This window comes from Spirilliplanes yamanashiensis, assembly GCF_016863475.1.
Lineage (GTDB): Bacteria > Actinomycetota > Actinomycetes > Mycobacteriales > Micromonosporaceae > Spirilliplanes > Spirilliplanes yamanashiensis.
The window spans coordinates 17,596-39,403 of the sequence record NZ_BOOY01000039.1; the positions used below are offsets into that span (position 1 = coordinate 17,596).

Sequence of the window (21,808 nt, forward strand, 5' to 3'; positions counted from 1 at the left end):
TCAGCGGCAGCGGCCGGTGCCGCTGTCGCGGAACGAGCCCGCCACCGGCACGAAGTCCCAGCGGTACGTGCCCGCGCCGAGCGTCAGCTTCAGCACGCCCCAGTGCTTCGCGTCGCGCACCTCGCTGTTCGGGGCCGCCTTGCCGAACGGGTACAGCCGCGCCCCGCCGGTGCCCACCATGATCTGCCGGATGCCGCGGGCGTCGTCGCGGCGGCCGGTCGCCGTCTGCGGGGCGAACCGCTCGTAGCCGTGGTTGTGCCCGGCCAGCATCAGCTCGACCCCGTCGTCGTACAGGGCCTTGACCAGGGCGGTGCTCGCCGTCGACGGCGGGTGCACGGTCGAGGAGGTGAACCGCGGCTCGTGCATCAGCGCCACCGTGCACGCGCCCCGGTCGGCCGCCAGCCGCGCGCGCAGCCAGCGCTCCTGCGGCGAGCCCGCGCCACAGCCGCCCGGCACGACCCCGCAGTTGTTGTTGAGCACGACGACAAGCCACGAGCCGGCCCGGTACGCGTAGTAGCCCTGCGGCCGGGGGCCCGCGGCCGCGCCGAAGTAGCCGAAGTGGCCGGCCGCGCCGGGGGTGCCGTACTCGTGGTTGCCGACGACCGGCCGGGTGCGTCCCTTGAACCGGCCCCACGTCGGGCCGTAGCAGCGGCGGAACTCGGCCGCCGAGCCGCGGTCGTAGGCGTTGTCGCCGAGCGTGAACACCGTGCCCGGGATCCGCGCCACCAGGTCGGCGGTGCGGCTGTCGCCGGTGCCGTCGCAGGTGGCGATGTCGCCGGCGCCGACGAGCACGGCGGGCGCGGGCCCCGCGGACTCCACCGCGGCGGCGGGTGCGGCGGCGGCGCTGCGGGCCGGGGTCGCGCCGGCGGGGGCGGGCGGGGTGTCGCCCGTGCAGGCGGCGAGGCCGAGGAGCAGCACGGCGACGGCGGGGAGACGCACGGTACGCATGGCGCGGTGCGTTCCCCGCCGTGGCCGGACGAAACGGACAATCTCGCCGTCAGGGGCGCTCGGTCTCCTGGCGCACGCTCTCCGCCGCCCGGCCGGCTCACGTACGGCACCACCTGGAAGTCCGCGGTCAGCTCGCGCGGCGTCAGCCGGGTCAGCACGTACCCCCGCTGGTTGTTCCAGAAGCGCAGGTGCGGGTTCACCCGCAGGAACGCGTTCGACCGCGGGTCGGCGTCCGCGCCGTCGCCGGTGGACGTGATCGACGAGCAGACCAGCTCGCTGCCGACCGTGCGCGAGCCCGGGTCGGCGTGGTCGAGCTTCAGGTCGCTCGCCCAGTGGGCGTGCACGTCGCCGGTGAGCACGACCGGGTTGCGCACCCGGGCGCCCAGCCAGCCGCGGGTGATCCGGTCGCGGGACGCGGTGTAGCCGTCCCACGCGTCCTGGCTGGTGACCGTGGCGGGGCCGGCGTCGCGGTCGCGCCGGGCGAAGAAGACCTGCTGGCCCAGGACGTCCCAGCGGGCGCGCGAGCGGTGGAAGCCGTCGACCAGCCAGCGCTCCTGCCCCAGCCCACCCGGCGGTACAGCTGCATGCGTGGTCGTCCCACACCACCAGCCACGGCGCGGCGGCGTGCGCGGCCTGCAGGTCGGCGTCGGCCTTGTACTGGGCGTGCCGCTGCCGGTAGTTCGCCAGGGTGCGGGTCTCCGGGCCGTCGTGGTCGCGGGGGTTGCCGCCGGGCACCACATACTGGCCGGCGGCGTACTCGTACTGGTAGTCGCCCAGGTGCAGCACCAGGTCGGGGCTCCTGCTCGGCCAGGCGCCGGCACGCCGTGAAGTACCCGTGCTCGTACTGCGAGCAGGACACGAACGCCATCGCCAGCGCCGGGGGCAGCTGCCACGGCGGGGGAGCGGTGCGGGTGCGCCCCACCGGCGACACCCACCGCTCGGCGCGGAACCGGTAGAAGAACTCGCGGCCCGCGCCGAGGCCGCTCAGCTCGACGTGCACGGCGTGCGCCGACCCGGGCCGGGCGACGGCCGTGCCCGCCGCACGACGTGCCGGAACCGCTCGTCGGCCGCGAGTTCCCAGGTCACGGGCACGGCGCGGGCGGGCATGCCACCGAGGCCGTCGCCGGCGAGCGGCTCGACGGCCAGCCGGGTCCAGAGGACGACGCCGTCGGGGGACGGGTCGCCGGACGCGACGCCCAGCGTGAACGGGTCGGCGCGCAGCGGCCGGGCCGCCGCCGCCCCGGCCGTGCCGGGCAGCGTCGCGACCGCGCCCGTGGCGGCCGCCGAGACGATGAGGGTGCGTCCGGTGAGAGACATGCCCCGACCCTCACCAACGTCGATGGATTCGGCTTGAATCCGGGGCCAACTCCGCCGGGCGGCTGCGCCACGAGGTGTCGTTCTGTCGATCCCCGGTGGGCGCAGCGTGACGGCATCGGCCATATTGGGCTCCGTGACATCCCCTCAGAATCTCGACGAACGATTCCGGGAGTCCGTCGCGGCGCTGTCCGCCCCCGAGCACCGGCGCGCCGCCGACGAACCCGTGCGCGACGGCGCCGCCCTCACCGGCGACCGGGCCGCCGCGCTCTTCGACGCCCAGCTCACCGCCCGCCACCTCGACCTCGCCGCCCGCTGGCTGCGCAGCTTCGGCGAGGGCTGGCACACCGTCGGCTCCGCCGGGCACGAGGGCGACGCCGCCGTCGCCGCCGCCCTGCGGCCCACCGACCCGGCCCTGCTGCACACCCGCTCCGCCGGGTTCTGGTGCGCCCGTGCCGCCCAGGCGCGCCCCGCCGCCGACCCCGACGGCGACATCCCCGACCCGCTCACCGAGGCCGCCCGCGACGTGCTGCGCGGCGTCGTCGCGTCCGCCGCCGAGCCGGGCGCCGGCGGCCGGCGCAAGGTGTTCGGCAGCGCCGAGCTCAACGTCGTGCCCACCGCCGCCACCGACGGCGCGCACCTGCCCCGCGCCGTCGGGCTCGGCTGGGCGATCGGCCGCTCCGGGCCCGGCGACACCCGCTGGCCCGACGACGCCCTCGTCGTGTGCGAGTTCGGCGACGCCGCCCTCGACCGGGCCGCCGCCGCCACCGCCCTGGCCACCGCCGGCCGGTACGCCCACACCGGCGAGCCCCTGCCGCTGCTGCTCGTCTGCGCCGACAACGGCTGGGGCGGCGCCGTGCGCACCCCCGGCGGCTGGACCGAGGCCACCCTGCGCGGCCGGCCCGGGCTGCGCTACAGCTGGGCGGACGGGTGCGACCTCGTCGCCGCGTACGAGGGCGCCCGCGAGGCCGCCGACTGGGTGCGCGAGCACCGCCGCCCCGCCGTGCTGCACCTGTCCACCGTGCGGCTGCTCGGCCACGACGGCGGCGACGCCGAGGCGTACCGGCCGGCCGCCGACATCGGCGACGACGCCGGCCGCGACCCGCTCGTCGCCACCGCCCGGCTGCTCGTCGCCGCCGGCCGCGCCGAACCCGGCGACCTCATCAGCCGCTACGACGAGATCGGCTGGCGGGTCCGCAAGGTCGCCGAGGAGGTCCTCGACGAGCCGAAGATCGCCTCCGGCGCCGACATCGTCGCCCCGCTCGCCCCGCGCCGCCCCCTGCGCGCCGCCAAGGCCGTCACCGACGCCGCCCACCGCGCCCTCGGGCCCGGCGCCGCCGCCCGGCAGGCGGCGTTCGGCGGGGCGCTGCCCGAGGACGGCGGCCCGCTCGACCTCGCCCAGACCCTGCACGCCACCCTCGCCGACTGGCTCGTCACCCAGCCCCGCGGCCTCGTCCTCGGCCCCGGCGTCGCCGGGCGCGGCGGCGAGCACGGCGTCACCCGCGGGCTCGCCGGCGCCTTCCCGGGGCGGGTCGTCGACACCGCCGCCGACGCGTCCGCCGTCGCCGGGCTGGCGCTCGGCGCCGGGCTCGCCGGGTGGCTGCCCGTCGCCGAGATCGCCGACCTGCACGACACCGGCGCCCAGCTGCGCGGCGAGGCGGCCGCCCTGTCGTGGCTGTCCACCGGCGCCTGGCGCAACCCGCTCGTCGTCCGGGTGCCCGGCCTCGCCCCTGACCAGGCCGGTACCGGCATCGACGGCAACGCTGTGGCCGTCCTGCGGGATGTTCCCGGTCTTGTCGTCGCGGTGCCGGCGCGGCCGGCGGACGCCGCGCCGCTGCTGCGCGCGTGCCTGACCAGCGCTGCCGTCGACGGCAGCGTCTGCGTCGTCGTCGAGCCCGCCGCCCTGTACCGCGAGCGCGACCTGCTCGAACCCGGCGACGGCGGCTGGCTCGCCCCGTACGCGCCGCCCGGCGGCTGGGCCGGCGCCCACGTGCCCGTCGGCCGCGCCCGCACCTACACCGTCGGCGGCGCCGACGACCTCACCATCGTCACCTTCGGCGCCGGAGTGCGGCTGTCCCTGCGCGTCGCCGCCCGCCTGGCCGCCGAGGGGTACGGCTCCCGCGTCGTCGACCTGCGCTGGCTCGCCCCGCTGCCCGTGGCCGACATCGTGCGCGAATCCGCCGCCACCGGCCGCGTCCTGGTCGTCGACGAGACCCGCCGCTCCGGCGGCGCCGGCGAGGGCGTCCTGGCCGCCCTCGTCGACGGCGGCTACGTCGGCGCCGCCCGCCGCATCGCCGCCGCCGACAGCCTCGTTCCGGCCGGACCGGCGGCACGGCACGTCCTCATCGGGGAAGATGCGATCACACAGGGTGCCCGCACGCTGTTGGCGCGGTAAATTGCCCGGACGCCCGGTGCGCCACTTGCGTACCACGGGTTTGATGTGTGGACTACGCGGGTGGGTCGGCGACAGCCGCCCGACCCGGACGACAAGGAGGCACGCGACAGTGAGCGCGACCGCAGGCCAGGCCGCCGACGGCGTACGAAGCCTGGCGGACCGGTTCGGCATCGAGCCGGGCATGGTGGTCATGGAGATGGGCTACGACGACGACGTCGACGAGGATCTCCGCGACGCCCTGGCCGACCGCTGCGGCGAACTGGTCGACGAGGACACCGACGAGGTCGTGGACGCGGTCCTCCTGTGGTACCGCGACGGCGACGGCGACCTGTTCGAGGTCCTCACCGACGCCCTCGGCCCCCTCGCCGACACCGGCGTCGTCTGGCTGGTGACCCCGAAGGCGGGCCGCGACGGCCACGTCGAACCCTCGGACATCAGCGAGTCCGCCCCCACCGCCGGCCTGCAGCAGACCTCCACGGTCAACGCCGGCAAGGACTGGACCGCCGCCCGCCTCGTGACCCCGCGCGGAGCCCGGAAGTCGAAGTGACCGGGCGCACCGCGCCCCCGTTCACCCTGCGCGACCAGCACAACCAGCCGGTCGCGCTGCACGACTTCCGCGGCCGCAAAGCCGTGCTGCTGGTCTTCTACCCGTTCGCCTTCTCCCGCACCTGCGAGGGTGAACTGGGCGAGATCCGCGACAACCTGGCGCTCTACCAGAACGAGACGGTCCAGGTCCTGACCGTCAGCTGCGACTCGGTGTACACCCACCGGGTCTGGGCCGAGCAGGAGAAGTTCACCTTCCCGCTGCTGGCCGACTTCTGGCCGCACGGCGAGACCGCCCGCGCCTACGACGCCTTCGACCCCACCGGCGGCTTCGCCAACCGCGGCACCTTCCTCATCGACCCCGCCGGCCTGATCCGCTTCGCCGAACTCCTCGGCCCCGGCGACACCCGCGACCAGTCCGTGTGGCGGGCGGCGCTGGACGCCCTGGACTGAAAACATGTCCTTCGCGGGGGGTCCGGGCGGCACGGTAGGCTGTCGGCTCCCGGTCAGGGGCGCGTAGCTCAGCGGAAGAGCACTCGCCTTACAAGCGAGGGGTCGCAGGTTCGAACCCTGCCGCGCCCACCACCCCACACCTGTCACGGCATAGGGTTCCCGACCAGAGCCACCGGGCGGCGCTGGCGCACACCCGGCCGGACCGCCGCCTTCTGGCTGCTCCTGGGCTGTGGGCTCATCGCGGCCGGCCTCGTGCGGATCGCCGGGGCGGCGGGTCATCTCGGGGCTGACGCCGCCTTCTGGGGGAGTCCGCTGCCGTTCGGGCTGTGCGGGGCGGCGCTGGTCGGCTTCCGGCCACACCGGGAGGCCCTAACGGCTCGCTGACCTGGCCTTCCCGAGCCTGTCGGGCTGGTCGGGCGCTTGCTGTCGTGAAGGTCCTGCGGTGGGCCGTGATGATCGCGGTCGGCGTGGCCGCCGTCGCCGCGTTCCTCATCGGCTACCTGCTGGCCTGACGGCTCTCAGGGTGGTGCCGGGCCGGTCGATGGGCGGGAGCGTGGAGTTCCTGACGGCTTCGGCCTGCCTGGCGGCGATCGCGGGCTTCTACCTGGTCAACCAGTGGTTGGTCGAGCGTAAGCGGTTGGATCATCGGCCGTGGTTCGTGCCCAGCCTGTGGGGGCCGGTGGGCACCGTGCTGATCATTCTGGCGAGGCCGGTCGGCTGGCGGCACCGCTGAGGCAGTAGGTCAGGGCCGGGATCATCACCGCCGCGGGCACGAGGTGCAGCGCGACGAGCGCGACCACGGTGCCCCCGGCCGCCCCGGACAGCACGGGCGGGATCAGCGAGAGTGCGGCCAGCGACACCGCCGTCCACAGGAACCGGTCGGCGGGGCGGGTGCTCCACCGCCGGTACCCGGCGGCGACGGCGATGCCCACGGCGGAGAAGAAGGCGGTCACGACGGCGAAGCCTGCGGTGGGGATGGTCTCGCCGCCGGCGGGGATCTGGAAGTGGACGCCGGCGGCGCGGGCGAGGGTGGCGGCGAGGGCGGTGGCCGCCACCGCCGTGAGCAGGGCGGCGGCGCCGGTGGCGGCGAGGCCGCGGCGTGCCGGGGTGGCGATCGTGCTGGTCATGGCGGTGCTCCGGAGGTAGGGCGAGGGGCGCGGAGGCCGTCGCGCGCCGGGACTACGCGGAGGCCGGGAGGCGGTCCGGGAGGCCCAAGGACGCGAACCGGTCCGCGCCGAAGATGACGACCTCGGTGATGCGGCCGCCGGTGATGCGCAGGACGTCGATCGTCAGGGGCAGGTACGCGTTCTCCTGCTCCCGCCAGTGGTAGAAGGCGGCGGCGGGCTGGCGGTTCACGGCGGTGGGGACGGCGCGCAGGCCCGTCATCTCGGCGAAGCCGTCGGCGACCCAGTCGGCGATGACCGCGTCGCGGCCGACGTGCACGCCGGGTGTCGGGGGCATCGCGAAGCGGACGTCGTCGCGCAGCATCGCGGTGATGGCGGGGATGTCGACGGTGACGCTGGCGTCGGTGAAGCGGCGGACCAGGTCGCGCGTCCGGGCGTCCGGTTCGCCGCCGGTCCAGTCCTGTCGCTCGGCGGGCAGGTGGTCGCGCATGCCGGCGCGGGCCCGCTGCAGGGCGCTGTTGACCGAGTTGACGGAGTCGCCGAGCAGCTCCGCGACGTCCTTCGCCGGCCAGCCCAGCACGTCGCGCAGGATCAGCACGGCCCGCGGGCGCGGGGCCAGGTGCTGGACCGCCACCACGTACGCCAGCTCGATGGTCTCCCGGGCGACGGCGGCGGCCTCCGGCGCGTCGGCGTCGCCGGCGGGCAGCTCGTCGAGCAGCCGGTCCGGGTACGGCTGAAGCCACCGCACCTCGCCGCCGGTGGCCGGCTCCGGGCGGCACCGGGCGAGCAGGTCCAGGCAGGCGTTGGTGGCGATCCGGTACAGCCAGGCCCGGAACGTGGACCGGCCGGCGAAGGTCTCCCGCCGCCGCCAGGCCCGCAGGAACGTCTCCTGCACGGTGTCCTCGGCGTCCTCGAACGACCCGAGCATCCGGTAGCAGTGCACGTGCAGTTCCCGCCGGTGGCGCTGCGCCAGCCCGGTGAACGCCGGCTCGTCGACCTCGCCCAGCCCGCCCGGGGCCGGGTCCTCCAGCCGCGTGTCCGCACCCATCACGTCATCCTTCCGTCCCGTCGTGTCCGTCGCAGGTGAGACGGCGGTGGGGGCGGAAACTCATCACCGGTCACCCGGCGGCGCCGCCGCGGGGACCGCGCAGGTGCTCGGCGTACGACATGACCACGGTGACCGCGACGGGCACGGCGAGCGTCCACCAGGCGCCGTAGACGATGCCGAACACGACGGCGACGGGGATGCCCAGCCCCAGCGTCAGGCACCCGGCCACCGCGGCCGGCGGGATGTCGTCGTCGTCCGGCTCGGCCGGCGGGGGGACGGCCGGCGGCAGCGGCGGGTGCGGCGCGGGCAGGTCGGCGAAGACGCGCAGCAGCTCGGCGCGGGTGCGGGCCCGATCGCAGGCGTCGACCCGCTGCTCGAACTCGGCGGGGTCGAGCCGCTGGGCGGTCAGGTGGGACTCCAGCGCCTCGATCGCCAGCTGGCGCTCGGGCACGCCGATGCGCAGGTCCGTCGGTTCGGTGTCGCCGGCGCCGGTCACGATCACAGCCTAGGGCCGGCAGCGGTGGTGCCGGCGCGCGCCGGACCGCGGCCACGCGCGCGGTCAGCGGTCGGGGAAGTCCTCGCCGAGCAGCGCCCGCAGCCGGCTCAGCGCGCGGGCGCTGCGCATCTTCACCGCCGGCACGGACACGCCGAGGATCGCCGCCACCGCGTCGACGCTGTGGTCCTCGGCGTGGCGCAGCACCAGGACCGCCCGGTCCTCGACCGGCAGCCGGGCCAGGGCGTCCACCAGGGCCAGGCGCAGCTCCGGGGTCCCGGGCGCCGGGTCCGGCCGGTCGGGCACGTCGGCCAGGACGACCTCGGCGCCGCGGCAGCGCCGCTGCTGGTCGAAGACGGCGTTCATCAGCACCCGCCGGCTGTACGCGCGCAGGTTCGTCTCCTCGCGGATGCGGTCCCAGACGGCGTACATGCGGGCGAGGGTGTGCTGGGCGAGGTCCTGGGCGAGGTGCCAGTCCCGGCACATCAGGTAGGCGCTGCGGCGCAGCCGGGTGCCGTCGGACCGCACGAACGCGGTGAACTCCGCGTCCCGCGCCGCCTTCGCCCTCGGGCGGGCCGCGCCCCGGCCGCCCGAGGGCGGGTCCGCGGCCGGGGCCGGCGCGTCGGCGGGCGGCGTTGCGGCGGGGGGCGCGGTGCGGGCCTCGGTCACAGGACCCCTCCGACCGGGGCGTCCGGTGCGCACCGGCGGCCGATGACCTGCGCGACGCCGGGCGCCGCCGCGATCCGGGACCGGAACTCGGGGTACCGGTCGGCCGCGTCCAGCCGTACCCGGAACGCCTCCGGGAACCGGTCGGCGCCGACCGCGGCGACCAGGTCGGGGTTGTCCGCGTACCGGGCGCGGAACCGCTCGTACGCCTGCTCGCGGCTCTCGAACAGGTGGGCGCCCACTCGCGGGTCGTCGCGCAGCGCCGCGTCGAGCGCCGTCCGCTGGGCGGGCGTCGCCCCGGCGGCCAGGACGACGACGGCGTCGGTGGCGCCGATCTCGACGGGCTGCCGCACGCACGACGGCGCGGTCACCGGCTGCACGGCCGCGGCCAGCGTCACGTCCGGGTCCGCCCCCGGTCCCTCCGCGGACAGGGCCAGGCCGGCCACGGCGCCGAGCACCGCCACCACACCCGCCGCCGCGCCCGCCGCCACCCGCCGACGGCGGCGGCGCAGCCGGCCGCCCTCCACGATGGCGGCGTCCGCCAGCTCGTCCAGCGCGGCGCCGGGGTCGTCGCCGACCGCCCGGTCGAACTGGTCCCGCAGGTCCGTGGTCACAGCCGTTCTCCTCGCCGCCGGTGGCCGGTGCTCTCCCCGGTTATGACGCGGAGCCGCCCGATCGGGTCACACCGGATCAGTAGCCGCCGTCGGCGGGGGCGGCGCCAGCCGCCGCCGGGGCGCCGTGGGCCTCGCGGTGGGCCGCGTCGTCGAGGATGGCGGCGGTGGCGGTGGCGCCGAACCGGGTGACGCCGATCGCGGCCATGGCCAGCAGGGTGTCGAGGGTGCGGACGCCGCCGGCCGCCTTGACGCCGACGTGCGGCGACACGGTGGCGCGCATGAGGGCCAGGTCGTCCATCGTGGCGCCGCCGGGCGCGAAGCCGGTGGACGTCTTGACGAAGTGGGCGCCCGCCCGTTCGGCGGCCCGGCAGCCGGCCGCGATCTGGTCGGCGGTCAGGTAGGCGTTCTCCAGGATGACCTTGACGGTGGCGCCGGCGGCGGCGTCGACGACGGCGCGGATGTCGGCCTCGACGTCGGCCAGGTCGCCGGAGCGCAGCCATCCGATGTTGACGACCATGTCGACCTCGGCGGCGCCCTGGGCGACGGCGAGCGCGGCCTCCGCGGCCTTGGTGGCGGTGGCGCTGCTGCCGTGCGGGAAGCCGGCGACGGTGCCGACGAGCACGCCGGTGCCGCGCAGCAGGCCGGCGGCGAGCGGGACGTCGGCGGGCCGCACGCAGACGGACGCGACGCCGTACCGGGCGGCGAGCGCGCAGCCCTCGCGCACCTCGGCCTCGGTCAGCTCGGGGCGCAGCAGGGAGTGGTCGATCAGTTTGGCGATGGAGGTCATGGCGGGAGCGTAGCTGTCTAGACAACCGCCTGTCTAGACAGGCCGCTACGATGGTGCGGTGCCCCACTACCAGCGCATCGAGCAGGCCCTGCGTGCCGTCGTCGCGCAGGCGCGGCCGCACGACCCGCTGCCCTCGGAGCCCGACCTCGCCCGCACGCACGGCGTCAGCCGGATGACGGCCCGCGCCGCCGTCACCCGGCTCGTCGACGACGGCCTCGCCTACCGCGTCCCCGGGCGCGGCACGTTCGTCGCCGTGCCCGCGTCGCCGCGCCGGGCCGACACGCTGCTGCGGTTCACCGACGAGATGCGCCGGCAGGGCCGCACGCCGTCGTCGCGGGTGGTGTCGGCCGGCACCCGGCCGGCCACCCCGGCCGAGGCCGACCGGCTGCGGCTGCGCGCCGGGTCGCGCGTCGTGTCCGTGCAGCGGGTACGCCTCGCCGACGGCGAGCCCGTCGCCACCGAGACGGCGGTGTTCCCCGGCGACCTCGCCGCGGTCCTCGACGCCGACCTGGCCGGCGGCTCGCTGCACGAGGCCGTGACGGCGCTCGGCCGCACCCCGGCCCGGGGCACCGCCACGCTGACCGCGCGGCCGGCCACCGCCGGCGACGCCGCCCTGCTCGGCGTCGCCGCGGGCTCGGCGCTGCTGGTCGAGCGGCGGCTCATCGTCGACGAGCGCGACGAGCCCCTCGAACTCACCGAGAGCCGGTACGCGGGGGAGCGGTACAGCCTGGACGTCTCCTTCGGCGTCGAGGCGCCCGCCTGACCGGCCCCTACGCCCGCCGGAACCGGGCCACCGACACCGCCGCCGGGACGTCGCCGCCGGCCACCGACGCGGCGACCAGCCGGGCCAGCTCCGGCGCGGTCTGGATGCCGTACCCGCCCTGGCCCGCCAGCCACCACAGGCCCGGCGCCGCCGGGTCGGGGCCGGCCACCGGGTTGCGGTCCGGCGCGAACGTGCGCAGCCCCGCCCACGCCGTCACCACCGAGCGCAGGCCCAGCGTGGTGGCCGCGTTGACCCGCTCGATCGCCAGGGCGACGTCCAGCTCGTCGGGGCGGGCGTCGCACGGCTCGCTCGGCGTCTCGTCGGCGGGCGACAGCAGCACGCCCGCACCCTCCGGCCGGAAGTAGAACGTCTCGGCCACGTCCGACACCAGCGGCCACGTCCGGTCGACGCCGTCCGCCCGGGCCACCGCCGCCGTGCGGCGCAGCGGCCGCAGGCCCACCGGGGGCGCGCCCAGCGCCGCCGCCACCGGGTCGGCCCACGCGCCCGCCGCGTTCACCACGGCGGCCGCCGCCACCGGGCCGGCGGCGGTGTCCAGCACCCAGCGGCCACCGGTGTGCCGCCCGGCCAGCACGCGGGCGCCGAGCAGCACCCGCACCCCGTCGCGGCGTGCGGCGCCGAGGTAGTGCTGGTGCAGGCCGAGGACGTCGATCTCCAGCGCCCGGGGCTCCAGCAGGGCGCCCGCGCACCACGACGACCGCAGCGCCGGGCACAGCGCCACCGCCTCGTCCGGCGACAGCGGCACCAGCGCCGGCTGCTCCCGGGCCAGGGCGGCGAGCCGGTCGAGCCCGTCCGCGCCGGCCACCCACAGCAGCGGGCGTGGCGTCAGCAGCGTCCCCACCGCGTCGAGGAACGCGCGGCCCGCGGCGGTGAGCGCCCGCACGTCCGGCCCGCCGTAGCTCTCCAGGAACATCGCGGCCGACCGCCCGGTCGTGTGGTACGCGGGCTCGGCCTCCTGCTCCAGCACCACCACGGAGCGGTGGCCGGACAGCTCGGCCGCCACGGACACCCCGGCGATCCCCGCCCCGACGACGGCCACGTCAGCCTCGATCATGCCCCCAGTGTGCCGCCCGGCGCGCCGAGGCCGAAGTGCCGCTCGACCCGGCGGGCGGGCAGCAGGTCGGCGCCCTCCACGACGCCCGGCCCGGCGGGCGGCGCAGGCGGTCGCGGGTGCTCAGGGCCGTCAGCTCGGTGTGCGCGGGCAGGCCGTGGCCCGCCATCCGCGCGAGGCGGTCCGCGGCGCCCGCGTCGCACTCGACGTGCCGCAGCCCGTGCCGCGACGGAGCTCTTGCCCGCGCAGGGCGACCCGCCGATCCAGTACACGCGCCCCCCGTCCCCACGTCGGGAGCAGGCGCCTTCGTAGGGCGCCCGGTGCGCCATGATGGCGGCCATGGACGTCGACCTCGTGCCCGTCACCGCGGCCAACTGGCGGGCGTGCGCCGCGCTGCGCGTGCGCCCGGACCAGGAGCGGTTCGTCAGCCCGGTGACGTACTACCTGTGCCTGTGCCACTACGGCGACGTCTGGCACCCGCTGGCGATCACCCGCGACGGCGTCGTGGCCGGGTTCGTCATGTGGGGCGTCGACGACGATCGCAGCCGCTGGATCGGCGGCCTCGTCGTGGACGCCGCGCACCAGCGGGCCGGGCTCGGCCGGGCCGCCGTCGAACGGCTGGTGGAGCGGTTCGCGGCCGAGCCGGACTGCCCCGGGGCGGCGCTGAGCTATCAGCCCGCGAACACGGGCGCCCGGGCGCTGTACGCGTCGCTGGGCTTCGCCGAGACCGGCGAGGTGGAGGACGACGAGGTGGTCGCCCGCCGTCCGTTCGCCCGCGGCTGAGGCTCAGGCGGTGGCGCGTTCCGCGGCCGTGATGGCGTTGCGGAACAGCATCGCGACCGTGGTGGGGCCGACGCCGCCGACGCGCGGGGTGATCGCGCCCGCGACCGCCTCGCACGACTCGTCGACGTCGGGCAGCAGGCGGCGGCCCTCGTAGCGGACGCCGCCGCCGATGACGACGCCGCCCGGCTTGACGTGCTCGGGCTGGATGATGCCGGGGACGCCCGCCGCCGCGATGAGGATGTCGGCGCGCTGCGTGTAGCGCGGCCAGTCCTTGACCCCGGTGTGCACGACGGTGACGGCGGCGTTGGCGGTGGGGCGCTTCTGGGCCAGCAGCAGGGCGAGCGGGCGGCCGAGCGTGGCGCCGCGGCCGAGGATGACGACCTCGCGGCCCGCGACCGGGATCTCGTGGTGGGCCAGCAGCGCCTCGATGCCGGCCGGGGTGCACGGCAGCGGGCCCGGCATGCCCAGCGCGAGCCGGCCCATGTTGAGCGGGTGCATGCCGTCGACGTCCTTGTCGGGGTCGAGGGCGCCCAGGGCGGCGTCGTAGTCGAGGTGGCCCGGGATCGGGTACTGGATGAGCACGCCGTGCACGTCGCGGTCGTCGTTGAACTGCTCCACGACCTTCAGCACGTCCGCCTGCGACGCCGAGGCCGGCAGGTGCTCGTGCGGGGACACGAAGCCCAGCTCGGCCGCCTGGCGCTGCTTGATGCGGATGTAGCCGGCGCTGGCGTCGTCGTCGCCCACCAGGATCGTGGCGAGGCTCGGGGCGACGCCGCGCGCGCGCAGGGCGGCGGCGCGCTCCGACACGTCGCGCAGGATCTCGTCGGCGACAGGCTTACCGGGCAGCAGGCGAGCAGACATGCCGCTCACTATTTCAAACCGCCGGCGGCGGCCCGCAGTCAGTCGTCCAGGGCCGCGTACACGGTGGCGAAGAAGTCGGAGCGGATCGGCGGCGGCTCGGGGGAGTCCCACATCTTCTGGGTGAGCAGGATCGCCACCGTGTCCTCGCCGGGGTCGTTCGCCCAGCACGAGCCGAGGCCGCCGTCCCAGCCGTACGCGCCGGGGCTGAGCGCGGGGGTGTCGCGGCGGGTGACCACCGACACCCCGTAGCCGTAGCCGTGGTTGTCGAACAGGCCGGGGCCGGTGCGGGCCTTCTGGGCGGGCGTGAGCTGGTCGCTGGTCATGGCCTCGACGGAGTGCCGGGACAGCAGCCGGCCGCCGGGGTGCCGGCCGCGGGCGAGCAGCATGTGCGCGAACGCCAGGTAGTCGTCGACGGTGGAGACGAGGTCGGCGCCGCCGTCGGGGAAGGCCGGGGTCTCGCGCCAGCGGCTGTCGTCGACGCCGTCGTAGACGCCGAGCCCGCCCGCGCCGTCGTTCAGGTAGACGGTGGCCAGGCGGCCCAGCTTGGCCTCGGGCACGGCGAAGCCGGTGTCGTGCATGCCGAGCGGCTCGAAGACCCGGTCCTGCAGGAACGACTCGAAGCTCTGGCCGGCGGCCCGCTCGACGAGCGCGCCGAGGATGGTCGAGCCGGTGTGGTACATCCACTGCTCGCCGGGCTGGTGCATCAGCGGCAGCTCGGCGAAGCGGCGCAGCCACTCGGCCGCCTCGGGGGCGGGCGCGGACCGCGGCGGGCCGCCGGGCAGGCCGCTGTCGGCCAGCGCGTCCGCGATGGGGTACGCCCCGGGCGGGCCCATCAGCATGCCCGAGCCGGCGGTGAAGGTGAGCAGGTCGCGCACGGTGATCGGGCGGCGGGCGGGCTCGGTGTCGTCGAGGTCGGCGTCGAGGCGGGTGAGCACGCGGCGCCCGGCCAGCTCGGGCAGCAGCCGGTCGACCGGCTCGTCGAGGCGCAGCCGGCACTCCTCGGCGAGGATCAGCGTGGCGACCGCGGTGATCGGCTTGGTCATCGAGCTGATCCGGAAGATGGTGTCGCGCTTCATGGGGGCGCCGCCGACGGTGGCCGCGCCGACGACGTCGACGTAGCTCTCGCCGTGCCGGCTGACCGCCGTGACCAGGCCGGGGACGTCGCCGTTGCGGACGTGCGCGGCCATGACCTCGTGCATGCGGTCGAGGCCGGCCTTGGACAGACCCGAGGTGCTCATCGGCGGACTCCCGTCGTCGTCGTGCCTCCATGCTCTCGCACCGGCCCGCCGCGGCTGCGCCCTTTTACTCATCCCGGGCCCGGGGCGTCCGAACTGTCCGGCGCCACGGCCCACGACACCGGAGGGAGGCGCCGTGCCGGCTCGCCGCCGACCCGCCCGCCTGTACGTCGGGGCCGACCGCACCGCCGTCGTCGTCACGCCGCGCCCGCCGAAGCTGCGCACCGGGCGGGCCGTGCGCCGCCGGCACGGGGCGTTCGTCGAGGTCGTGCCCGTGCCGCCGGGCGGGCCGAGCCTGCGCGGCATCGCGGTGCCGCTGGTCACCTTCGTCGGCGCGCTCAACCTGCTGCTGGTCAACCTGGGCCTGGCCTGGTACCTGCCGGCGGCCGTGAGCGTCGTGGTGCTGGTGGTGGTGGCGCAGGCGCTGCACCGCGCCAACTCGCCCGGCACGTTCGCCGCCCCCGCCGACGGGCACCTGCTCAGCCACCCCGCCGACCGCGAGACGATGACCCGCTGCGTCGCCGTGGCGCACCGCATCCGGCGGACGTGGCCCGCGCTGCGGCACATGATCGACCCGGCCGTGGCCGATCAGCAGCTGGCCCGCGCGCTGGCCGACCTGGCCGCCGTGCTGTCCCGGCGGGAGGAGATCCGCCGGCTGCGCGACGAGCTGGCCGCGGTGCGCGCCGACGGCCTCGGCGCCGACAGCTCCGCGGTCCGGGCCCTGCGCGAGCAGCGCGCCGAGGTGGACGCGCTGTGGCGGGACGCCGACGCCGAGGTGGAGCAGCACGCGGACCGGCTGCACGCGACCGCGCTGGCCGGCGAGCGCCTGATCCGCGAGCAGCAGGTGGCCGCGGCCGCCCGCGGCGCCGAGCGGGCCGTCGCCCGGCTCGCCCCGGGCCGCGCGGCCGCCGCCGACGGCGCCGCCGAGCAGCTGGCCGGGCGCACGGAGGCCGTGATCGCCGCCTACCGCGACCTGGCCGACCGCTACCCCGTCTAGAACGGGGCGCCGCGCACCGGCCGGTGCGTCCCGGCGGGCCGCGAACCGGCGGGCCGGGAGCCCACCGGGCGCGAGCCCGACGGCCGCGTCCCCGCGTACCGACGCACGCCGTGCGAAGACTCGACCGCGCTGGGTGATACCAGTACGTTGTGTGCTGACATGTGTGCCCCCGCCCACGCCAGGAAATCCGCCGCTACCAGCGTCAACGATCACCTGGGCGGCGGGTCGGCGACACGCGCCGCGAATCGGGGCGACACGCCGGACTTGCCCGATCTAGGCGGCGTGGCGCAGCCGGTGCGCCGGCCCGAACGCGTCCACCAGCAGCTCCTGGACGGCGTAGGGCTCCGGCAGCCGCCAGCGCACCTGCTCGGGCGTGACCGCCCAGCGGACCCGCCCCTCGGGCGCCCGGTTCGGCGGGGCCGGGATCCACGAACCGCGCCCGTGGCGCACCACGTCCAGGCAGTCCTCCAGCTCGGGGCGCAGCGGGTCGCCCGCCCGCACCAGGAACATCCACCGGCCCACCGGGGTCACCGCGACGGGCCCCACGGCGAGGGCCCCCAGCCGGGCCGCGCCCAGGGCCCGGGCGCCGAGCTGCGCCGGCACGTCCAGCACGTCGAACGCGGTGCCCGTCGCGAGCAGCACGGTGTGCGGGCGGTGCCGCCACCAGCCCGCCACCCGCGCCGGGTCGGCGGCGCCCGCCCGGTCCCAGCCGTCGAGGGCGGGGTGGCAGCCGGTGGTGAGGCAGCCGGCCCGGCCGCACACGTAGCGCGTCCCGGCCAGGTAGGCGCCCGGGATCACCGGCCAGCCGTGGGTGGCGTAGCGCAGGGCCACGCGCCGCAGCCGGGCGCGGTCGACCCCGGCGGGCGGGACGAAGGGCGGTCGGTCGGTCCACCGCATGGTGCGCACCCCCTGGTCGTTCGGGTCGTCGCAGATCAGGCGAAGGATGCCGTCACCGGACGCGGCGTGCCTCGTTGCTCCAATGAGAAATGCTTTCTGCAACTTGCATGGGAAGTTACGAGAGTCGACGTGATCCCGGCCGCACAGGCTGTGCGAACAGCGCGGACGGGAGAAGCGGGACCGCGAGACAACGCCCGGCGGCAGGGGTCGCCGCCGGGTGATGGGGAGGCCCCATGGACGAGCTGCCCATCGGCCGCCGCGTCGCCTACTGGCGTGGCCGCCGGAAGATGTCCCAGCAGGTCTTCGCCGACCGGCTGGGCAAGTCGAAGAGCTGGGTGGACAAGGTCGAGCGCGGCGTGCGCCGCCTCGACAAGTTCTCCGTCGTGTACGAGATCGCCGACGTCCTGCAGGTGGACGTCCAGCTGCTGCTGGGCAAGGACGTCGAGCGCCGGCCGGACAGCATCAACTGCATCGACCAGGTCGAGGTCGAGGAGATCCGGCAGGCGCTGGAGCGTTATGACCAGATGAGCGCGTTCTTCCAGCCGGCGCCGCAGTGCCCGCCGTTGCCGGAGATGCGCAAGGCCGTCAGCCACGCCTGGCTGACGTTCCAGCACGCCAAGTACGGGGTCCTGGCCCGCACGCTGCCGAAGCTGCTGCGTGACGCCCAGGCCGCCGACACCGCCCACTCGCAGGGCGAGGACGCCCGCGACGCGGCGCACCTGCTCGGGCAGGTGTACCAGATCGCCTCGTCGGCGCTGCGCAAGCTGGGTGAGCACGAGCTGTCCTGGCTCGCCGCGGACCGGTCCATCGCCGTGTCGCAGCGGGCGGGCGACCAGCTGCTCGCCGGGATCGCCAGCTACCGGGTCGGCAGCGCGCTGCTCGCCCTGGGCCGGGCCCGGCCGTCGCTCGAGGTGAACGTCAACATCGCCAACCGGATCGCCCCGGGCCACGACATGGGCACCCCGGAACGCCTCAGCGTGTACGGGATGCTGCTGCTCAACGGCGCCATGGCCGCGGCCCGCATCGGCGACAGCGCCACGGTCCGCGACCTGGTGTGCGGGGCCGAGGAGGCCGCCCGCGCGCTGGGCGGCGACTTCAACCACTACTGGACGTGCTTCGGCCCGACCAACGTGCAGCTGCACCGGGCCGCGGCCGCGGTGGAGCTGGGCGACGGCCGCACGGCGATCGAGACGCACGAGCAGATCGACCAGGAGGGCTTCGCCGCCCTGCTGCCCGAGCGGCGCGCGCACCACTACCTCGACATCGCCCGCGGCTACACCCAGATCGGCGACGTCGAGAAGGCCAGCGAGATGCTGCTCGAGGGCGACCGGCTGGCGCCCAGCGAGATCCGCTGCCGCCCGCTGGCCCACGAGGTGCTGTCCGACGTGCTGCGCCGCACCCGCGGCACCCCGGCTGCGCCGATCGCCGAACTCGCCGAGCACATGGGGGTCGGGGTATGACCGACCAGGGCGTCCTCTACGTCATCGCCTGCGGCTCGCCGATCGCCCGGGACGTCGACGTCCTGGTCGACCTCGCCCAGCGCGACGGCTGGGACGTCTGCGTCGTCACCACGCCCGACGGGCGCAAGTTCGTCGACGTGGGCGAGCTGGCCCGGCTGACCGGTCACCCGGTCCGGTCGGCGTACAAGGACCCGGGCGACGCGGACGTGCTGCCGCCGGCGGACGCGATCATCGTCGCCCCGGCCACCGTCAACACCCTGAACAAGTGGGCGTGCGGCATCGCCGACACCCTGGCCCTCGGCCTGCTGATCGAGAGCTACGGGCTGGGCCTGCCGACCATCGCGGTGCCGTACACGAACATCGCCATGGCGGCCCACCCGACCGTGCAGGAGAGCGTGGCCCGGCTGCGCTCGTGGGGCGTCGACGTCGTGTTCGGCGACGGCGAGGTGACGCTGCACCCGCCGGGCACCGGCGAGCGGCACCGCGCCAGTTTCCCGTGGCGCACCGTGCTCGACCGGCTGCGGTCGCGGTGGAGCGCCGAGGCGGGCCGGCCGCCCGTCGGATGACGGGACGCACGCCCGCAGACAGTAGAGTGGGCGGCCGTGGAGACCATGAACGCAACGGCGCCGACCGTGGCCGACGTGGTGGCCGCCCTCGACTCCTGGTACCCGCCGGCGACCGCCGAGCAGTGGGACAGGGTCGGTCTGGTCCTCGGTGACCCCGGGTGGCCCGCCGGCCACCTCTACCTCACCGTCGACGTGGTGCCCGAGACCGTCGACGAGGCCCTCGCCGCCGGGGCCGGCCTGATCGTCGCGCACCACCCGCTGCTGCTGCGCGGGGTGTCGTCGGTGGCGGCGACGAGCTGGAAGGGACGCCTCGTCCACCGGCTCATCCGGGCGGGTTGCGCCCTCTACACCGCGCACACGAACGCCGACACCGCGAACCCGGGCGTCTCCGACGCGCTCGCCGCCCGGCTGGGCCTGACCGACCTGCGCCCGCTGCACCCCGGCGAGGCCGAGGGCACCGGCATCGGCCGGGTCGGCCGCCTGCCGCAGCCGCTCACCCTGCGCGAGCTGACCGGCCGCGCCGCCGCCGTGCTGCCGCGCACCGCGTGGGGCGTGCGCGCCGCCGGCGACCCCGACCGGGTGATCACTACCCTCGCCGTCAGCGGCGGTTCCGGCGACGCGTTCCTGGCCGAGGCCACGGCCGCCGGCGCGGACGCGTTCCTCACCGCCGACCTGCGCCACCACCCCGCGGGCGAGCACCTCGCCGCGGGCGGCCCCGCCCTGCTCGACGTGGCCCACTGGGCCAGCGAGCGCCCCTGGCTGGACGACGTGGCCGCCCGCCTCGCGGGCCGGTTCGGCGTCGCCACCACCGTCTCCGATCTCGACACCGACCCGTGGACGCTCCACGCGGTCCAACCCCCTGAGGAGCACCACCCGTGAAGGCGTCCCCGGAAGCGCAGCGCCGCCTGCTCGACCTGCAGGCGATCGACACCGCCCTGGCGCAGCTGGCCCACCGGCGCAGGACGCTGCCCGAGCTGGCCGAGCTGGACGCCGCCGCGCGCGAGCTGTCGGCCCTGGAGGACGAGCGGGTGCGCGCCCAGGTCACCGTCGACGACCTGGACCGCGACATCAGCCGCTACGAGAAGGACATCGACCAGGTCCGCACCCGCAAGGTCCGCGACCAGCAGCGCCTCGACACCGGCGGCGGCGGGGTGAAGGAGCTGGAGGCGCTGCAGCACGAGCTGGCCACGCTGAACCGGCGGCAGTCCGAGCTGGAGGACGCCGAGCTGGAGCTGATGGAGCAGCGCGAGCAGGCGCAGGCCGCGCTGGACGCGGTGGTCGCCAAGCTGGCCGACCTGAACGAGCGGCGCACCGCCACGGAGACCCGCCGCGACGAGGCGTTCGCCGAGATCACCCGGGAGCAGGAGTTCAAGCAGGGCGCCCGCAAGCCGCTGGCCGCCGACCTGCCCGCCGACCTGGTCACCCTCTACGACAAGATCCGCCTGGACACGGGGCTGGGCGCGGCGCTGCTGCGCTCGGGCCGCTGCGGCGGCTGCCGCATCGAGCTGTACGGCGCCGACCTGGCCCGGGTGAAGGCCGCCCCGGCCGACGACGTGGTCCGCTGCGAGGAGTGCCGCCGCATCATGGTCCGCACCTCGGAGTCGGGCCTGTGACGATTGGGAAGGTCATCGTCGAGGCCGACGGGGGGTCGCGGGGCAACCCCGGCCCGGCCGGGTACGGGGCCGTCGTCATCGAGCCCGCCACCGGGGTCGTGCTGGCCGAGCGGTTCGACGCGCTCGGCGTGGCGACGAACAACGTCGCCGAGTACACGGGCCTGATCGCCGGCCTGGAGGCGGCGCTGGCGCTGGGCGCCTCGGCCGTCGAGGTGCGGATGGACTCGAAGCTGGTCGTCGAGCAGATGGCCGGCCGGTGGCAGATTAAGCACCCGGGCCTGCGCCCGCTGGCCGCGCAGGCCGCGCAGCTGGTGCGCAAGTTCGACAGCGTGACGTACGAGTGGATCCCGCGGGCCCGCAACACCAAGGCCGACGCGCTGGCGAACAAGGCGATGGACGCGGCGGCGGGTCGCCCCGGGAAGGCGTCGGTCGCCGAGCCGCCGCGCGAGGTGGCGGCGGCGGACTCGCCGGCCCGCGCGGCCGCCCGCGAGGCCGCCGCCCGGGCGACCGAGAAGAAGCAGCCCGTGCAGAGCTGGGCGCCGCGGGACACCGCCGGCGCCACCCGGCTGGTGCTGGTGCGCCACGGCGAGACCGAGCTGACCGCGCAGGGCCGCTACTCGGGCCGCGGCGACGTGCCTCTGTCGCAGACCGGCGAGGCCCAGGCCATGGCCGCGGCCGCGCGGGTGGCCGCGCTGGCCGGGCCGGTCGCGGCCGTGGTGAGCTCGCCGCTGCGGCGGTGTACGCGCACGGCGCAGCTGATCGCCGCCGAGGTGGGCGCCGAGGTCGTCACGGACCCGGGCTTCATCGAGTGCGACTTCGGGGCGTGGGAGGGGCTGACGTTCGCCGACGTGCGGCAGCGCTGGCCCGAGGAGCTGACGGCGTGGCTGGGCTCGACGGCGCTGGCGCCGCCGGGCGGGGAGTCGTTCCAGGCGGTGGCGAAGCGGGTCCGGGCGGCGCTGGCGGGCGTGCGGGAGGCGTACCCCGGGCAGTCGGTCGTGCTGGTCTCGCACGTGTCGCCGCTGAAGATCCTGCTGCGGGACGCGCTGGCGGCCGGCGACGGTTTCCTGCACCGCATGTACCTGGACCCGGCCGGGGTGTCCCTTCTGGACATGTGGCCGGACGGCGGCGTGGCGGTGCGGGCCGTGAACGAGACGGCGCATCTGCGCTGATCGTGAAGGG

General features: G+C 76.4%; 24 protein-coding genes, 1 tRNA gene and 3 pseudogenes. 14 read left to right on the forward strand and 14 right to left on the reverse strand.

The window, feature by feature from the left end; translation table 11 throughout:
- From Sya03_RS31375 to Sya03_RS31385, 3 genes and pseudogenes are all read right to left on the reverse strand, one after another.
- Positions 1-939: a metallophosphoesterase family protein gene (locus Sya03_RS31375; RefSeq protein ID WP_239107917.1), complete on the reverse strand. Its 939-nt coding sequence runs from the start codon at positions 937-939 to the stop codon at positions 1-3.
- 185 nt (positions 940-1,124) lie between these two features.
- Positions 1,125-1,511: pseudogene (locus Sya03_RS31380) on the reverse strand (alkaline phosphatase D family protein); the annotation flags it as partial.
- 85 nt (positions 1,512-1,596) lie between these two features.
- A pseudogene (locus Sya03_RS31385) lies at positions 1,597-1,734 on the reverse strand (alkaline phosphatase D family protein); the annotation flags it as partial.
- Between the two features lie 38 nt (positions 1,735-1,772).
- Here Sya03_RS31385 and Sya03_RS31685 point away from each other — a divergent pair.
- On the forward strand, positions 1,773-1,904 hold the full coding sequence (locus Sya03_RS31685) for a hypothetical protein (RefSeq protein ID WP_275411487.1): 132 nt from the start codon (positions 1,773-1,775) through the stop codon (positions 1,902-1,904).
- 2 nt (positions 1,905-1,906) lie between these two features.
- On the opposite strand, the pseudogene Sya03_RS31395 reads toward Sya03_RS31685, so the two are convergent.
- A pseudogene (locus tag Sya03_RS31395) lies at positions 1,907-2,388 on the reverse strand (PhoD-like phosphatase N-terminal domain-containing protein); the annotation flags it as partial.
- On the opposite strand from Sya03_RS31395, the gene Sya03_RS27675 reads away from it, so the two are divergent.
- The 5 genes from Sya03_RS27675 to Sya03_RS27695 all read left to right on the forward strand — a co-directional run bounded on the left by Sya03_RS27675 (position 2,387) and on the right by Sya03_RS27695 (position 6,386).
- On the forward strand, positions 2,387-4,657 hold the full coding sequence (locus Sya03_RS27675) for a transketolase C-terminal domain-containing protein (protein ID WP_203941489.1): 2,271 nt from the start codon (positions 2,387-2,389) through the stop codon (positions 4,655-4,657). The pseudogene Sya03_RS31395 and the gene Sya03_RS27675 overlap by 2 nt on opposite strands.
- A gap of 109 nt (positions 4,658-4,766) precedes the next feature.
- Positions 4,767-5,204: a DUF3052 domain-containing protein gene (locus tag Sya03_RS27680; RefSeq protein ID WP_203941370.1), complete on the forward strand. Its 438-nt coding sequence runs from the start codon at positions 4,767-4,769 to the stop codon at positions 5,202-5,204.
- Entirely contained in the window at positions 5,201-5,653 is a 453-nt protein-coding gene (locus tag Sya03_RS27685) for a peroxiredoxin (RefSeq protein WP_239107901.1), read from the forward strand. Before Sya03_RS27680 ends, Sya03_RS27685 begins: the two co-directional genes overlap by 4 nt.
- 57 nt (positions 5,654-5,710) lie before the next feature.
- Positions 5,711-5,785: transfer RNA gene (locus Sya03_RS27690), tRNA-Val, on the forward strand.
- A gap of 421 nt (positions 5,786-6,206) precedes the next feature.
- Positions 6,207-6,386: a hypothetical protein gene (locus tag Sya03_RS27695; RefSeq protein WP_203941371.1), complete on the forward strand. Its 180-nt coding sequence runs from the start codon at positions 6,207-6,209 to the stop codon at positions 6,384-6,386.
- Here the strand turns inward: Sya03_RS27695 and Sya03_RS27700 are convergent.
- The 6 genes from Sya03_RS27700 to deoC form a co-directional block, all read right to left on the reverse strand.
- Positions 6,349-6,780: a DUF6069 family protein gene (locus Sya03_RS27700; protein WP_203941372.1), complete on the reverse strand. Its 432-nt coding sequence runs from the start codon at positions 6,778-6,780 to the stop codon at positions 6,349-6,351. The genes Sya03_RS27695 and Sya03_RS27700 overlap by 38 nt on opposite strands.
- A 52-nt stretch (positions 6,781-6,832) precedes the next feature.
- A complete protein-coding gene (locus Sya03_RS27705) occupies positions 6,833-7,825 on the reverse strand; it encodes an RNA polymerase subunit sigma-70 (protein ID WP_203941373.1) in 993 nt (330 codons plus the stop codon).
- A 70-nt stretch (positions 7,826-7,895) separates the two neighbouring features.
- Entirely contained in the window at positions 7,896-8,321 is a 426-nt protein-coding gene (locus Sya03_RS27710; protein ID WP_203941374.1) for a DUF1707 SHOCT-like domain-containing protein, read from the reverse strand.
- Between the two features lie 63 nt (positions 8,322-8,384).
- A complete protein-coding gene (locus Sya03_RS27715; RefSeq protein ID WP_203941375.1) occupies positions 8,385-8,987 on the reverse strand; it encodes a SigE family RNA polymerase sigma factor in 603 nt (200 codons plus the stop codon).
- Positions 8,984-9,598: a permease-like cell division protein FtsX gene (locus Sya03_RS27720; RefSeq protein WP_203941376.1), complete on the reverse strand. Its 615-nt coding sequence runs from the start codon at positions 9,596-9,598 to the stop codon at positions 8,984-8,986. The genes Sya03_RS27715 and Sya03_RS27720 overlap by 4 nt, the downstream gene beginning before the upstream one ends.
- A gap of 76 nt (positions 9,599-9,674) precedes the next feature.
- Complete coding sequence (gene deoC / locus Sya03_RS27725) at positions 9,675-10,385, reverse strand: deoxyribose-phosphate aldolase (RefSeq protein WP_203941377.1); 711 nt, start codon at positions 10,383-10,385, stop codon at positions 9,675-9,677.
- Between the two features lie 58 nt (positions 10,386-10,443).
- Here deoC and Sya03_RS27730 point away from each other — a divergent pair, with 58 nt between their 5' ends.
- Positions 10,444-11,148, forward strand: coding sequence for a GntR family transcriptional regulator (locus tag Sya03_RS27730; RefSeq protein ID WP_203941378.1), 705 nt, complete (start codon positions 10,444-10,446; stop codon positions 11,146-11,148).
- A 7-nt stretch (positions 11,149-11,155) separates the two neighbouring features.
- On the opposite strand, the gene Sya03_RS27735 is transcribed toward Sya03_RS27730, so the two are convergent.
- Positions 11,156-12,220: an NAD(P)/FAD-dependent oxidoreductase gene (locus Sya03_RS27735; RefSeq protein WP_203941379.1), complete on the reverse strand. Its 1,065-nt coding sequence runs from the start codon at positions 12,218-12,220 to the stop codon at positions 11,156-11,158.
- Between the two features lie 336 nt (positions 12,221-12,556).
- Between Sya03_RS27735 and Sya03_RS27740 the strand changes: the two genes are divergently transcribed.
- Positions 12,557-13,000 carry a GNAT family N-acetyltransferase gene (locus tag Sya03_RS27740; protein ID WP_203941380.1) on the forward strand — a complete coding sequence of 148 codons (444 nt, stop codon included), beginning with the start codon at positions 12,557-12,559 and terminating at the stop codon, positions 12,998-13,000.
- A 3-nt stretch (positions 13,001-13,003) separates the two neighbouring features.
- Here Sya03_RS27740 and Sya03_RS27745 read toward each other — a convergent pair whose 3' ends face one another.
- On the reverse strand, positions 13,004-13,861 hold the full coding sequence (locus Sya03_RS27745) for a bifunctional 5,10-methylenetetrahydrofolate dehydrogenase/5,10-methenyltetrahydrofolate cyclohydrolase (RefSeq protein ID WP_203941381.1): 858 nt from the start codon (positions 13,859-13,861) through the stop codon (positions 13,004-13,006).
- Positions 13,862-13,899: 38 nt separating this feature from the next.
- Complete coding sequence (locus tag Sya03_RS27750) at positions 13,900-15,099, reverse strand: serine hydrolase domain-containing protein (RefSeq protein ID WP_203941382.1); 1,200 nt, start codon at positions 15,097-15,099, stop codon at positions 13,900-13,902.
- Positions 15,100-15,232: 133 nt separating this feature from the next.
- Here Sya03_RS27750 and Sya03_RS27755 point away from each other — a divergent pair, with 133 nt between their 5' ends.
- Positions 15,233-16,093, forward strand: coding sequence for a hypothetical protein (locus Sya03_RS27755; RefSeq protein WP_203941383.1), 861 nt, complete (start codon positions 15,233-15,235; stop codon positions 16,091-16,093).
- Between the two features lie 273 nt (positions 16,094-16,366).
- Here the strand turns inward: Sya03_RS27755 and Sya03_RS27760 are convergent, their stop codons facing one another.
- A complete protein-coding gene (locus Sya03_RS27760) occupies positions 16,367-16,990 on the reverse strand; it encodes a bifunctional DNA primase/polymerase (protein ID WP_203941384.1) in 624 nt (207 codons plus the stop codon).
- Between the two features lie 233 nt (positions 16,991-17,223).
- Here Sya03_RS27760 and Sya03_RS27765 point away from each other — a divergent pair, with 233 nt between their 5' ends.
- The 5 genes from Sya03_RS27765 to Sya03_RS27785 are packed head-to-tail and all read left to right on the forward strand — an operon-like array spanning position 17,224 to position 21,798.
- Positions 17,224-18,450, forward strand: a complete 1,227-nt coding sequence (locus Sya03_RS27765) for a helix-turn-helix domain-containing protein (protein ID WP_203941385.1) — start codon at positions 17,224-17,226, stop codon at positions 18,448-18,450.
- Positions 18,447-19,016, forward strand: coding sequence for a flavoprotein (locus Sya03_RS27770; protein WP_203941386.1), 570 nt, complete (start codon positions 18,447-18,449; stop codon positions 19,014-19,016). The genes Sya03_RS27765 and Sya03_RS27770 overlap by 4 nt, the downstream gene beginning before the upstream one ends.
- 45 nt (positions 19,017-19,061) lie before the next feature.
- Positions 19,062-19,895, forward strand: a complete 834-nt coding sequence (locus Sya03_RS27775) for a Nif3-like dinuclear metal center hexameric protein (protein ID WP_203941491.1) — start codon at positions 19,062-19,064, stop codon at positions 19,893-19,895.
- Positions 19,892-20,629 (forward strand): zinc ribbon domain-containing protein, encoded by a 738-nt coding sequence (locus Sya03_RS27780; RefSeq protein ID WP_203941387.1) that lies wholly within the window; start codon positions 19,892-19,894, stop codon positions 20,627-20,629. The genes Sya03_RS27775 and Sya03_RS27780 overlap by 4 nt, the downstream gene beginning before the upstream one ends.
- Positions 20,626-21,798 (forward strand): bifunctional RNase H/acid phosphatase, encoded by a 1,173-nt coding sequence (locus Sya03_RS27785; protein WP_203941388.1) that lies wholly within the window; start codon positions 20,626-20,628, stop codon positions 21,796-21,798. Before Sya03_RS27780 ends, Sya03_RS27785 begins: the two co-directional genes overlap by 4 nt.
- Positions 21,799-21,808 lie beyond the last annotated feature (10 nt).

Excerpts from the sequence above, each read along its gene's own strand:
- Sya03_RS27740 (WP_203941380.1), top strand. The coding sequence starts at position 12,557 with ATGGACGTCGACCTCGTGCCCGTCACCGCGGCCAACTGGCGGGCGTGC.
- Sya03_RS27705 (WP_203941373.1), bottom strand. The coding sequence starts at position 7,825 with ATGGGTGCGGACACGCGGCTGGAGGACCCGGCCCCGGGCGGGCTGGGC.
- Sya03_RS27765 (WP_203941385.1), top strand. The coding sequence starts at position 17,224 with ATGGACGAGCTGCCCATCGGCCGCCGCGTCGCCTACTGGCGTGGCCGC.
- deoC (WP_203941377.1), bottom strand. The coding sequence starts at position 10,385 with ATGACCTCCATCGCCAAACTGATCGACCACTCCCTGCTGCGCCCCGAG.
- Sya03_RS27745 (WP_203941381.1), bottom strand. The coding sequence starts at position 13,861 with ATGTCTGCTCGCCTGCTGCCCGGTAAGCCTGTCGCCGACGAGATCCTG.
- Sya03_RS27700 (WP_203941372.1), bottom strand. The coding sequence starts at position 6,780 with ATGACCAGCACGATCGCCACCCCGGCACGCCGCGGCCTCGCCGCCACC.
- Sya03_RS27735 (WP_203941379.1), bottom strand. The coding sequence starts at position 12,220 with ATGATCGAGGCTGACGTGGCCGTCGTCGGGGCGGGGATCGCCGGGGTG.
- Sya03_RS27760 (WP_203941384.1), bottom strand. The coding sequence starts at position 16,990 with ATGCGGTGGACCGACCGACCGCCCTTCGTCCCGCCCGCCGGGGTCGAC.
- Sya03_RS27775 (WP_203941491.1), top strand. The coding sequence starts at position 19,062 with ATGAACGCAACGGCGCCGACCGTGGCCGACGTGGTGGCCGCCCTCGAC.
- Sya03_RS27770 (WP_203941386.1), top strand. The coding sequence starts at position 18,447 with ATGACCGACCAGGGCGTCCTCTACGTCATCGCCTGCGGCTCGCCGATC.
- Sya03_RS27750 (WP_203941382.1), bottom strand. The coding sequence starts at position 15,099 with ATGAGCACCTCGGGTCTGTCCAAGGCCGGCCTCGACCGCATGCACGAG.